The organism is Brasilonema bromeliae SPC951, assembly GCF_012912135.1.
Taxonomy (GTDB): Bacteria; Cyanobacteriota; Cyanobacteriia; order Cyanobacteriales; family Nostocaceae; genus Brasilonema; species Brasilonema bromeliae.
The window spans coordinates 1-12,397 of sequence record NZ_QMEB01000208.1 but is presented as its reverse complement, the minus strand read 5'-3'; the positions used below and the strand labels follow the sequence as shown (position 1 = coordinate 12,397).

Annotated in this window: 15 protein-coding genes; 5 read left to right on the top strand and 10 right to left on the bottom strand. The window is 41.4% G+C overall.

Translation table 11 applies throughout. The features are described 5' to 3' along the window. Positions 1-545: 545 nt before the first annotated feature. Positions 546-1,397, top strand: a complete 852-nt coding sequence (locus DP116_RS21905; protein WP_169157184.1) for a universal stress protein — start codon at positions 546-548, stop codon at positions 1,395-1,397. Between the two features lie 97 nt (positions 1,398-1,494). On the opposite strand, the gene psbM is transcribed toward DP116_RS21905, so the two are convergent. The 3 genes from psbM to DP116_RS21890 form a co-directional block, all read right to left on the bottom strand. Continuing rightward, positions 1,495-1,599 (bottom strand): photosystem II reaction center protein PsbM, encoded by a 105-nt coding sequence (gene psbM / locus DP116_RS21900; protein WP_169157182.1) that lies wholly within the window; start codon positions 1,597-1,599, stop codon positions 1,495-1,497. A 95-nt stretch (positions 1,600-1,694) separates the two neighbouring features. Then, positions 1,695-1,991, bottom strand: a complete 297-nt coding sequence (locus DP116_RS21895; RefSeq protein WP_169157181.1) for a 2Fe-2S iron-sulfur cluster-binding protein — start codon at positions 1,989-1,991, stop codon at positions 1,695-1,697. A gap of 312 nt (positions 1,992-2,303) precedes the next feature. Continuing rightward, a complete protein-coding gene (locus DP116_RS21890; protein ID WP_048868254.1) occupies positions 2,304-2,441 on the bottom strand; it encodes a photosystem II reaction center protein K in 138 nt (45 codons plus the stop codon). A 179-nt stretch (positions 2,442-2,620) separates the two neighbouring features. On the opposite strand from DP116_RS21890, the gene tnpB reads away from it, so the two are divergent. Beyond that, on the top strand, positions 2,621-3,781 hold the full coding sequence (tnpB, locus tag DP116_RS21885) for an IS200/IS605 family element RNA-guided endonuclease TnpB (RefSeq protein WP_169157180.1): 1,161 nt from the start codon (positions 2,621-2,623) through the stop codon (positions 3,779-3,781). Between the two features lie 19 nt (positions 3,782-3,800). Here tnpB and tgt read toward each other — a convergent pair whose 3' ends face one another. Together tgt and DP116_RS21875 are read right to left on the bottom strand one after the other, a co-directional pair. Next, complete coding sequence (gene tgt, locus DP116_RS21880; RefSeq protein ID WP_169157179.1) at positions 3,801-4,946, bottom strand: tRNA guanosine(34) transglycosylase Tgt; 1,146 nt, start codon at positions 4,944-4,946, stop codon at positions 3,801-3,803. 316 nt (positions 4,947-5,262) lie between these two features. Beyond that, positions 5,263-5,715 carry a hypothetical protein gene (locus DP116_RS21875; RefSeq protein ID WP_169157178.1) on the bottom strand — a complete coding sequence of 151 codons (453 nt, stop codon included), beginning with the start codon at positions 5,713-5,715 and terminating at the stop codon, positions 5,263-5,265. A 388-nt stretch (positions 5,716-6,103) separates the two neighbouring features. On the opposite strand from DP116_RS21875, the gene cobS reads away from it, so the two are divergent. Beyond that, complete coding sequence (gene cobS, locus DP116_RS21870) at positions 6,104-6,886, top strand: adenosylcobinamide-GDP ribazoletransferase (protein WP_169157177.1); 783 nt, start codon at positions 6,104-6,106, stop codon at positions 6,884-6,886. Between the two features lie 59 nt (positions 6,887-6,945). Here the strand turns inward: cobS and DP116_RS21865 are convergent, their stop codons facing one another. From DP116_RS21865 to DP116_RS21850, 4 genes are all read right to left on the bottom strand, one after another. Continuing rightward, positions 6,946-7,407: a PPC domain-containing protein gene (locus DP116_RS21865; protein WP_169157176.1), complete on the bottom strand. Its 462-nt coding sequence runs from the start codon at positions 7,405-7,407 to the stop codon at positions 6,946-6,948. Positions 7,408-7,531: 124 nt separating this feature from the next. Continuing rightward, the gene (locus DP116_RS21860; RefSeq protein ID WP_169157183.1) at positions 7,532-8,197 is read right to left on the bottom strand and encodes a ComF family protein; all 666 of its coding nucleotides are present in this window, start codon (positions 8,195-8,197) and stop codon (positions 7,532-7,534) included. Positions 8,198-8,444: 247 nt separating this feature from the next. Continuing rightward, positions 8,445-9,488, bottom strand: a complete 1,044-nt coding sequence (locus tag DP116_RS21855; RefSeq protein WP_169157175.1) for a DUF2278 family protein — start codon at positions 9,486-9,488, stop codon at positions 8,445-8,447. 359 nt (positions 9,489-9,847) lie between these two features. Beyond that, a complete protein-coding gene (locus DP116_RS21850) occupies positions 9,848-10,471 on the bottom strand; it encodes a hypothetical protein (RefSeq protein WP_169157174.1) in 624 nt (207 codons plus the stop codon). 69 nt (positions 10,472-10,540) lie between these two features. Between DP116_RS21850 and psbP the strand changes: the two genes are divergently transcribed. After that, positions 10,541-11,083, top strand: coding sequence for a photosystem II reaction center PsbP (gene psbP / locus DP116_RS21845; protein WP_169157173.1), 543 nt, complete (start codon positions 10,541-10,543; stop codon positions 11,081-11,083). A gap of 46 nt (positions 11,084-11,129) precedes the next feature. Then, on the top strand, positions 11,130-11,720 hold the full coding sequence (locus DP116_RS21840) for a Maf family protein (protein ID WP_169157172.1): 591 nt from the start codon (positions 11,130-11,132) through the stop codon (positions 11,718-11,720). 46 nt (positions 11,721-11,766) lie between these two features. On the opposite strand, the gene DP116_RS21835 is transcribed toward DP116_RS21840, so the two are convergent. Further along, positions 11,767-12,072, bottom strand: a complete 306-nt coding sequence (locus tag DP116_RS21835) for a small RNA NsiR4-regulated ssr1528 family protein (protein WP_169157171.1) — start codon at positions 12,070-12,072, stop codon at positions 11,767-11,769. Positions 12,073-12,397: the final 325 nt, after the last annotated feature.

Genomic DNA, 12,397 nt, shown 5'->3' with positions numbered 1-12,397 from the left:
GTGCGTTGCGGGGGTTCCCGAGCCACTGCGTTGGGCGGCTTTGCCGACTTGAAGCATGTGGCGTCCCGTTGTAGCACCTGCCGTGGTTTCCCCCATGAGCGACTGGTGTTAGCGCAGCGTGACCGAAGGTCATACCCGGAGGGTGCAAAATCTGAGATTCAACCCACTTACTTAACTGATAACTGATTACTGATAACTGGTTAACATAAACTGTACGAAGCTTCGCAAAAATAAAATAAAAATTCTATAGCAAACTTGATTTTTTATCAAAAATTAGCACTTCTTTGCAATACTTAACTTATTCATTAATGAAAAATAGTAAACATAGATTAAAACTAATAAATTTAATAATTATTCGTTAAGCTCATCAGTCAGAATTAGGAGTAAGCTGAAATTAATGAAGCTTAGTTGGAACTTTAAGTAACTAGGCGTAAATAAACTTAAATGTCATTGTCAATTGTCATTCTTTCACGACTTGTACTATTGACTATTGACCAATGACCAATGGCTAATTCCCAAAGCAACCTGAACAACAAGACGCCATGATGATAGAAAAAATTTTGCTAGCTGTCTCTGGATTGGGTCATGCAGAAGAAATGCTCAAAACTTTGGCAGATGTGCCCTCAATCCAACGGTCAAAAGTTACAGTATTGCATGTTGTTTCTGACCGTTCTTCTGCTGAAGCCATGACAACTAAGTGGGAAGAAGGTGGCAAGATTCTGGCTAATGCAATCCAGTATTTGAACTTAGATCCCAGCAAAGTTTCTTCGATTTTGCGGCAAGGTGATCCTAAACGTGTTGTTTGCGAGGTAGCGGACGAAATCGATGCTGACTTGATTATTATGGGTTCGCGCGGACTCAAGCGGTTACAATCGATTTTATCGAACTCTGTCAGTCAGTATGTTTTCCAATTATCTTCTCGCCCCATGTTGCTTGTCAAAGATGACATTTATGTCAAAAAAGTCAAGCGCGTTATGGTGGCAATTGATAACTCTGATGCGGCAAAATATTGCTTAAGTTTGGCTTTATTCCTTTTACGAGATATTAAGGGAGGAGAGTTGATTCTGGCTAATATTAATACAGATTTACGTGGCAAAGAATCTGAAACAACTGAAGTTAGTCCAGAACAAAATCCGGTTTTAGCTGCAGCTTATGCGGAAGCGAAAAAATATGGTGTACCAGCTCGTTGTGTGATCAGCAGTGGTAAACCAGGTGAAGAAATTTGTCGCTTGGCAGATGAACGGAACATAGATTTATTATTGCTCGGTTCTCCAGATCGGCGTCCTTCGATTGCCAAGAATTTGGTCGATATAGACCGACTTTTGGGAGCTTCTTTATCTGACTATGTTCGAGTTAATGCAACCTGTCCAGTCTTGTTAGCGCGAACCCCAGGTTAAAGTCACTGCGGTTGATAAACAAAACCCCTACACAAATAAGTATAGGGGTTTTCGTGTGATTGACAAAATAGGTCTTAACTATCTTTTTTCCTATTAATCAGCCTTCACGGCTAGCAGTTTGGATGTAAAGAACGATTAAAAAAACAGCGGGCACTAAAACGAACAAAATGCTCGCCACAAAGCCCAGATCATTAACTTGCATGGAAAGAATGCCTCTCAATGATATCCACTGAACAATTTAAGGATATCATTATCCCGGCTTCAACGAGTGATTTCTTACCTCTTGATTATTCACCATTAAGGCTTTGTTACCACACTAACTGGACCATTAACTAAGGTTTGACAAGCAAGACGGCAATTTGCAGGCTTTTTCTTCAATAATCGATTTTCCGTATCTGTGCGGGGTGAAAGATTTTCCATTCCTTCAACGACTTCAACAACGCAGCAGCCACACTGACCGTTGCCTCCACAATTCATCATCTTGCCAAAGACTTTATATATATCTACGTTGTTTTGCATGGCTTTCAGCCGTAGATTCGCACCATTTGCTGCTACGACTTCTTTATTTTCTTTGACGAATGTGATATTACCCATGCCTGATACCTCTTTTACTGTAAGCCTGAGTGGAAAGCTAAGTTTTAACTTGCTTTAAGAATAATGTATGATCTCTTTTCTTATTTTATTACGTAATATTAATAATTGTCACTTTAAGTTAAGATATATTGCTTTTGATTTGCATAAACGACAAACCACGTGGTACGACACAAAGCATTGCTGTGTCTCAAAGAGGCAACTTTTGTTCTACCCAATTGAAAACTGCTGTAAAAGTGGGGTAGGCAATGCCCACCCCACTTGATATGTCATATTTTTATGATGGTGAAAACGCGATAAATTGCACCACCGATTTTATCTAAAACCAACAGCTGCTTGCCAAACGAAAGCCAGCAACAAGAAGAACAAAGGGATGAGTGGTAGAACATCTACCAGAGGGTCGAAGATTTGGTAAGCTTCAGGCAGTTTTGCTAATAACAATGCTGCTTCCATAATTTTTTAAATCCACCTATCCAACACAGCTTTCAGAATTGACAAGTATCTTAACACGCTTTAGTCCTCTATGAGTCCTGAGTCTTTATCGAAGATTTTGGGTTTAAAACCCCGTGCTAGAAGCACGGCTTTACTTTTGTGTTTTACTTTACCATAGTGTTAGTGGTTTGGTAAGCAGAATGTTGAAAGCCTACAAGTACAGAATCTATCCGACTAATGAACAAGCAATACTCCTTGCTAAGTCGTTTGGATGTGTACGCTGGTTTTACAACTATGCTCTTAACCTAACTAGTGAAACTTACAAAGCAACTGGTAAGGGGTTAAGTCGTAATGACACCATTAACTTACTTCCTTGTTTGAAAAAGCAGTACGAATGGTTAACCGAGCCACCATCGCAGTGTTTACAGCAAGTAGCATTAGATCTATCCAGCGCTTTTCTCAACTTCTTTGAGAAGCGTGCTAAGTACCCAAGTTTTAAGAAGAAAGGGCAAAAGCAATCTATTCGCTTTCCTCAAGGAATAAAACTAGATGGCGATTATCTCACATTGCCAAAATTGGGTAAGGTTTACTGCAAAGTATCTCGATTGCCAGAGGGAAAACTTAAATCTGTTACGGTTTCGCTGACCTCATCAGGTGAATACTATGCTGCTTGCCTCTATGATGATGGTAAAAATAAACTTGTTTCATCGTCACAAGGCAAAGCTATTGGTGTAGACATGGGGATAAAACACTATGCTATTACGTCTGATGGAACCAAGCATGGAAATCCCAAATATTACCGCAAATATGAAGTAAAGCTTTCCAAGAAACAAAAGCAATTTAGCCGCAAACAGAAGGGGTCTAACAATCGCAACAAAGCACGTAGGAAAGTGGCTATTGTTCACGCAAAAATTACTAGATGTCGTGAAGATTTTCTACATAAACTAAGTCGTAAATTAGTTGACGAAAACCAAGTCATAGTCGTAGAAAATCTGGCTGTCAGAAACATGGTGAAGAATTCCAAGTTAGCTAAATCAATCAGTGATGCTGGATGGGGTCAGTTCTGCACTATGTTAAATTACAAGGCTGAGTGGGAGGGAAAAATCTACATTGAAGTTGATAGATTTTTCCCTAGTTCAAAGACTTGTAGTAACTGCTTACATCAAGTAGATAACCTAAGTTTAGATATTCGTAGTTGGCAATGTCCTAAATGCCAAACGACGCACGACAGGGATATTAATGCCGCTATCAATATCAGAGATGAAGGTTTACGACTTTTGGCGGGAGGGCATCTCGCTACCGCTTCTGGACAACGTGTAAGACCATCTAAAGGCACTGCTTTTAGAGGCAACGTTGGATGAAGGAAGAATCCCCACGCCTTTAGGCTGGGGAGTTGTCAACTACTGAACACTCGCCACTTTCTGGAGTCAGCCATTGGGCAAATTCTGTAGAAAATCGGTCTTCTAATATTGCCTTGCGTATTCTTTGGGTAAAGCGAATGAGTTCAGTGATGTTGTGAATACTTAACAAGGTGTAAGCCAATATTTCTTGCGATCGCACCAAATGAGACAAATACGCGCGGCTAAAGTTTTGACACGTGTAACAAGGGCATGTTTCATCTAAAGGCGTAAAATCTTCACGAAACTTTGCATTCTTTAAGTTCCACCGTTCCCCTTGCACCATCGCCGTCCCATGTCTCGCCCAGCGAGTGGGAATCACGCAGTCAAATAAATCTACACCAGAGGCGATCGCAATTGCAATTTCTCGATAAGTCCCCACACCCATCAAGTAACGCGGTTTTTCTGGTGGTAACAGTGGTGCTGTTGCTTGCACAATTTTTGCAATCAGTTCTGGCGGTTCGCCCACACTCACACCACCAATAGCATATCCCGGCAAATCTAACTTTCTTAAAGCAATAGCCGCATCAGAGCGCAAATCAAGATATACTCCTCCCTGTACAATCCCAAACAATGCTTGATCACTACGTTGATGCGCCACAATACAACGTTCTAGCCAACGGTAAGTTCGTTGCGTCGCTGCTTCCACATCTTCCCGACTGGCTGGGTAGGGCGGACATTCATCAAACGCCATGATCACATCTGCTCCCAGAATATTCTGAATCTCAATCGAGCGTTCTGGTGTTAAATTAATAATTTGACCATCATGGGGTGAGCGAAACGTGACACCTTCTTCACTGATTTTTCGCATTTCGCTCAAGCTAAAAACCTGAAACCCACCGGAATCAGTCAGAATCGGACCATTCCAGCCCATAAATTTGTGCAGTCCTCCACCTCCAGCCACAATTGCTTCACCTGGTTGGAGGTGCAAATGATAAGTATTACACAATACCATTTGTGCTCCCGTATCCTGGAGCTGGGCTGGAGTTAAAGTTTTGACATTTGCCAAAGTCCCCACTGGCATAAATCGTGGGGTTTCCACTGGACCATGAGGGGTAAAAAAAATCCCAGCTCTAGCTTTCGTTTGGCTACAGTTGGCAAGATGTTGAAAAGAAAATTTTGCACTCAAGATAGAATTAACCTCAAATATTCAGCAACGCCAGTCGCCGTGAAAACGGGAAACCCTCACGCTTTGCGCTGGCTCTTGGGCGTCAGCTTTTTAGCTCACGGTTTATCCTACTCCCTTCGGTGGTCTAAGATTACCTATAGTAATTTACTCCTCTGTCTGTGCCCTCTCTTGCCTCGTGCGGTTAAAAAACAGGTATTTTTCTGGCGCTTCGGGAGTAATTTAACGAGACGCTGTTGTTCACTCTCGCAAAAACGATAGAATATCTGAATAACTTGCGAAGAAATCCTCAAAAACTGATATCTAATCGCTGATGACTTTAAAGCAAGTCGGAATTATCGTCATCAAATTCTGCATCCCATCTGGCTGATAGGACTTGCTCCATCATCACTTCTAGATCGTTGATATTCAAGCAACGCTGTTGGCGCTCTTGAAAAGGCGTCGAGAGGGGAATCAGTCGCAGACACACCCCTTCTTGTACTAAGTCAAAGTAGGTTTCTTTTTCTTTTGACTGTTTCAGTTCCAAGTAATCAAAACTAGAAATATTTAAGTAAAGAGCATGATTTGCGATTAGGGTAGAGCGTTGTGGATTGGCAAACACTTCCATAACATCCCCCTCACCCTCGCTCTGCAACTGACCTTGGTAAGTGTAGATGTAGCGGACACGACCTAAATCCGACAGCAATCGCCGCATATCAAGCTTATTCACAACAACGCCTGTGTTGATAATGCACGGAGCTGGTATCTTCGCATTAGGTAGATGATGAGTCATAATCAAACAACTTCAAGAGCGCAGGTGAGATGTAACGCAGCCAAGCAGCAACAGCTTCTTTACCCCCTACATTTTAATCAAATATGGGCAATGTAAGAGCGAATAACTAAAAATGTAAATAGCGAATTTCTAATTATTAGCACTACTAAACTGCTAGTGAACTAAATTGTTACTGCTTAACTCCCAATAGAAAACTGTTAACTTTATACAAAATACAAAGTGTTGAAATCTTAACACTGGGACAAGAATAACAAAATTTTTCGGATGAGTTTCTATAAAGTGTAAATCTTATCTAAACCTTTAAAAATTCATGCCCATATATGTACCGAAATTAACAGTGTAATGTTTTAAGAATAAAGTACAGAAACTGTTCATTAATGTGATAAACATGACTAACAAGTACCAGTGGTGGAAACAACTACTGTTAAAGCTGTATGCTTCTGTTACATTCTATACTAGCATTCCTTTGCCGTATGTAAACGAGTTAAACTTCACGAGGGTGTCGCAGCTCGCTCCGCAAGTAGGGTTAATCATTGGGGCAATTTTAGGGCTATTTGACACTGGCATGATTTTTTTGGGTGTACCGATACTGACTCGCAGCGTTTTGGTGGTGTGTCTTTGGATTTTTTTGACTGGTGGACTGCACTTAGATGGAGCAATGGATACTGCGGATGGTTTAGCAGTGGGTGATCCAAAGCGACGACTAGAGGTGATGGCAGATAGTGCTACAGGTGCGTTTGGGGCTATGGCAGCAATTGCCTTGATATTAATGAAAACAGCTGCATTAACCGATTTAAGTAAAAACCGTTGGTTAACTTTGATGGCTGCTTGTGGGTGGGGGCGCTGGGGTCAACAACTGGCAATTTTCCGTTATCCTTACCTAAAACCAACTGGTAAAGGCGTATTTCACAAACAAGCGATTTGTTCTTATAAAGATTTATTACCGGGACTGTTATTGATGATAGGTTTGTGTGGTTTACAAATAGTCTTCGATAAACAACGTTTGTTTTTCGTGTTGGGAACGATACTTGCTGGAAGTGCGATCGCCACTCTCACTGGTGCCTGGTTTAACCATAAATTAGGTGGACATACAGGTGATACTTACGGCGCAGTTGTTGAGTGGACGGAAGCTTTATTTCTTTGTGTACTAACTATTTTGGAAAAGCATTAATTGTAAATTCTCAAAATGTTTTGTCATTGATTATTTGCAATAATTTGCAATTCATAATTTCATTTAGCTGGCTGTAGTCGTGTTACCTTAAGTTTAAAAGCTCCAATTCCAGTTTCTCCAAAAGACCGGACGCGAATGACATAATTGCCAGTTTCCGCGACGCGGGTAAAAAGTAGGGAATTGCTGGTACCATCGGGACCATCATCATTTTCCGCCACTGTTGTTCCATTGGGTGCCAGCAGTGTGAGCATACAGTCAAAACTCTCAGACACCAGGTCAATTGCTAAATTATCCCCCTTCTTCAACTTCACCATATAATCACGGGCAAATCCGCCCTGACCTGTGGGAATGTCTTTGTCAGAGAGTGTGTCGGTAATTTCATTACCAACAGGTATAGAAATTGGATTATAAAACTTATTAGCTTGAGCAAAAGCTGGTGTTGTACTTATCGCGATCGCGAGATACGTGGCAGGAATGATTGTAACTTGTTTCAATCCCACAGCCAGACCCTTATTTATCATCCAAAGATTATTCCCACAAAAACAGAATCATCTGGTTAATTATAGTTTTCTTAGACAGAGTTTGCCTATTTACTCACAGGTGTGGGATAATAATTCAAGATTCAAAATAAAATCAAATTAATTTTTACCCTTTCAAGGTAACAGCACTTGCTGCTAACCCAACAACTTTTATTCCAGCTTGATTGAGTGTTTGCATAGCAGACATAGCAGTCGCACCCGTCGTATAAATGTCATCGACCAAAAGCACCGATACTTCTGGGTGGCGACGCAAATCTTTCCCGATTTCAAAGGCTTCAGCTAAATTTTTTGCTCGCTTGGACGCTGATAAAGAATATTGTGCTTCAGTTGATCGCACCCTTGCCAAACCATTTTGTTTCAATTTTAATCCAGTTGTTTCGCAGAAACTTTGTGCTATCAATGCAGCTTGGTTATATCCCCGGTTTTTTTGTCTATCGGGGTGGAGTGGGATAGGAACAACCACAACTTTATTGTACACGGGCGAATGTAATAGCCATGCTTCTCCCAACCATCGACCTAAAGGACGGGCAATTTGGGGTTGCTTTGCGTATTTCATTGTAGTGATTGCTGACTTCAGTATCCCGCCATATGTCCCCCATGCAAATACGGGCATTGATTTTTGCTTAAGATTAGGATCGCTGAGATGGCATTTTTGTAACTGTCTGGTGCAGTCTTGACAGAATTCTTGGGAGGTTGGACGTTGACACAGAGGACAATTAGATTTGAGAAAAAGGTTTAATAAGCTTTCGAGATTTTTAATCAAAGGTTGCATCAATAACTGTCCTTCTTCAATTCGACTATGACCTTCCCGACTCAAATATATGTCCTACGCACACGCTTGCAATTTTCAGTTCCTTGGTATGAAGCCAAAAACTCAAAGTATGCCCTAGGCACTAAAAGGGCATACTTTGAATTCATCATGCGTCAATTTCCCAAACGGGAGTATGGAGAGGAATAAAATTCAAGTTAAGACACTCGCTTACGCTTAAATTCACGGATTCAACATCAGTGTTCCAGCATCAAAAAACTAGAGTCCACCCTTGCTCTTTAGCATCTTCTTTGGTGTAGGAAACACCGTCAACTTTTGTGCCTTCTGAATCAAGAACAGAGAGAATTCCACCATCATTAGAAAGCTGAATCTTTTCTGGACTTAAAGGTACTGTAATCACTCCACCAGGCTCAAGGCTAAACCCATCAAGAGGTTGCTTGCGCTTGAGTTTATCAGCAATTGCCCAACCATTCAAGTCTATCTTTTGTGGTGAAGAGTTTATTAAAGTAACCGATTCTTTGCCAGAATCTTCCCCACGAGGATTGACTAAAGCACCAATGATTCTCACCCGCGCTTTCACTGCTGAAGTTCCTGGTTCTACTGGTTCACTTCCTACAATCTTATCTATGGGGTTACCAGTGCTGTCATCAGTATGGAAGGACTGCGACTGAAATGCAAAGAATACTGCAACCCAGTAGTCACCAGACGAGAGTGCAGATGGGTAATGAATTAATAACGCCCCGTCTTGGTAAACCCCATTTTCCTGGGCAAACCTACCGCTGTTACCTTGGTTCATGTGAAGATTATGAACGCCTCTTCCTGGTTGGAAGCCAAACACTTTGTCAGGCTTATTTTCTGGTCCCCAAGGTTCACCGAAGACATACACAACTGCTTGAGTTTCAATTGCCCGTTGAATGTACGAGTCAATCAACTCGTTGAGATCGTTGTTTTCTCCGGGTAAATTAAAGGGCAATGGTTTCATCTGATTGACTTTAAATAAATTGCCTCGGATGTAATCCAGCGCAATTTTTCCAGGTTGTCTATCGGAATTCTCAAGCTTTTTAAAGCCAAAGTCCAATTGATCGAGTTTGTCGGTGATAAAATGTTCAAAATTATCATCGACAAAATACAACAAATCGAAGGGTTGCTGACTTGACCTAACATTGATTGCAAGACGATACGAAAATTGATCGTCCTTCACATGAACTTGATAGTGGGGAGTACCTTGACCAAGTTCCTTTTGTCCTGCGATCGCACGACACTTCAATACACCATAACCTTCGCTCAAATTCATAAACTTATTCCTTTTGATGAAATTGACTGTATATTCATCTCGCAATTCAAGTGTGCCCACCAGAGAGTCACGAACTCCCAGCTGGATATAGCTTTTCGTAGGCAAAGGTCATTCATTCTTTGAGCAGCTACTCATTATAAATGACTACTACTTTTAGGATTCATGATTGGTGAGTGCTACCCTACTTAAGAGTCTCAAATTTTACCCTGAGTTTCTCGTTATTGCCAAGCTTTTTAATTGATTTGCGTCATTGTAGTTACACACTTTTCCTTGAAACTACCGCATTCTCCGAAATGATAGCTCAATGTTATTGAGCACAGCAGTACCCTTGTGGGTGATTTTTGCTTGTTTTTTGACGCTTATTGATGAACGAGTGCTAACCAACTAGGGAATGCGTAAGAATTAATAGCCAGTAACTTTAACTCGCGATAAGTATCAAATACCCAACTTGCTGTTGCTTGAAGGTTCTCCATCAAACAAGCATCCTCACCAGAAGCTTCAAATGCAAGACTCCACCAAGCATTCCCTTGAATTATCAGATGGGTCAGTTCTACTGTACAACCATTTTCGATATGCTCATCTACGGAAACAGGTTGTGGTGGAAATTCAGGTAAAACTTGGTAAAGTTGTGAATGGCGAACTTTCTGGACACTTACCCATGAAGAATTGCTGAGAACTAGGTTTGGTTGAAAACTTTCTTCTGTAGCATCAGAACACAGCCACTTACCCCATTTCTCTGCTTTACCTTCTACAAAATCGCCAAAACGCACAGCGCCTAATTCTGCTTTGCGCCACTTGACTTCCAGCCGTCCTTGGCGTAGTTTTATTCCCAAGAAATCAGACTTTGGTGAGTAAAGATATACATCTTCGCGTTCTTCTGGTGGTTGTATTGGGTCTATCAGACAATTCTGTTTAAACCAAGTTTCAATATTTTCCGGTATCATGCCAGGAGAAAACCAGCGCAGTTCGTAAGTTGTCAGCATACATGGGACAATGAAAAACGAAATATAACCTTGCCTTGTGTTGCTTCCAGCCTAAAGGAAATCGTAGAAATGTGGAAAAAAATTATATTGATTTTGCTCTTGGTGTTTGCTTTCAGCTTGAGTCATTCTAATGTAGCGGTTGCGGCTGAACGTAATTACGTAGACACCACTGATGGCTATGAGTTTTCATATCCTAACGGCTGGGTGCAAGTTAAAGTTGCCAACGGTCCAGATGTCGTGTTTCACGACATCATTGAGATTAGTGAAAATATCTCTGTAGTGATTAGTCCAGTTCCAGAAGGCAAAACTCTCAAAGAATTAGGGACACCAACAGAGGTAGGATATAAGTTGGGAAAAAACGCTCTTGCTCCTGAAGGTTCCGGTCGCAAAGCTGAATTAGTCGATGCCGAAGAACGGGAATCCAACGGAATAACATACTACCTTTTAGAGTATGCGATCGCACTACCTAACAACCAACAACGCCATAACCTTGCTAGTGTTGCTGTTAGCCGTGGCAAAGTTTTTACAATCAACGCCTCAATTCCTGAAAGACGCTGGGGCAGAATAAAAAAATTAATTGAAGAATCCGTGAATTCTTTCTCTGTTTACTAGTTATTATTTTCTTTTCCTTATCTCCCTCATCCCCCTCACTCCTCCTATGGGTACTCCACCCTTCGTACTCGCCTCTGCTTCTGTAGCGCGACGCCGCTTACTACAAATAGCTGGGATTGAACCTTTGGTTTGTCCCAGTGATTTTGATGAGTCGCAAGTCCAAATAGATGAACCTGGGCTACTGGTAAAAACTCTAGCCCAACGAAAAGCAGAAACTGTAGCCCCTCAGTTTCAATCGGCTTTGATTATGGGTTGCGATTCCGTTTTGGCTGTCAACGGCGAAATTCATGGTAAACCAGCAAATCCCGAAGAAGCGCGTCAACGCTGGCAAAAAATGCAAGGTCATTTTGGTGATCTTTACACGGGACATGCCTTCATTGACTTACCTCAAAACCGTACTTTAGTCAAGTGCCAAGTAACAAGAGTTTACTTTGCTCAACTGAGCAGTGACACGATTGACGCATATGTTGCCACAGGTGAACCTTTAAAATGTGCTGGTGCTTTTGCTCTTGAAGGTCGTGGTGGTTTGTTTGTGGAAAAACTTGAAGGTTGCCATAGCAACGTGATTGGGCTAAGTTTACCATTGCTAAGGCAAATGCTGGCGGATTTAGGATACAGTGTCACGGATTTTTGGTGAATCGTAAAGAAAGAAGAAATTTTCTTCTTTCTTCTTGCTTTCTACATCACTTTCCACCGTAGAAGAAGGCAATTTCTTTTTCTTTTAACGCCGCAAAACCAGCATCTGTCAGTTGTTGGTTGAGTTCTTCTTGGGGAATGTGTTTTGCACCAATTCGCACAATGCGCGATCGCATCGTGTTGCTAACACCACTGCGCTGTCTGTTTCCTTCTAGCCCCATGACTTTGTGATAAAGTTCCAGTTTAGCGGGGGGAATAGGGGAACCATCAAAATCTATTCCGCTTGCAATTGCTTCATCAACTGCATCAGCACCTTTGGTTGTTTGGCTTTGTTGGTTAATTTCAGCAGTCATGGCAGTTTTATATCAGTTACCAGTTAACAGTTAGCAGTTATCAGTGTCGTGTCCCGTTGGGTCTAAACAGTTATCAGTTAACAGTTATCAGTTTTTACTGTTCACTGTTTGAATCACCTTACTAGAGAATTTTACCAGGCATTGTGAACACAAGAAAGTGAAGGTAAGCAAAAAGCTAGAGATATGGAGGATTAGGTCAAAAAATCAGTTATTTTTGATCGAAGCTAAGGGTGTAGGGGTATGGGGGTAAGAAGGATTTGTATTTTTGTACACCTGCCTCGAAACTGAGGGATACAAGCCCCCACGCTCTTATATCCCCTATCCC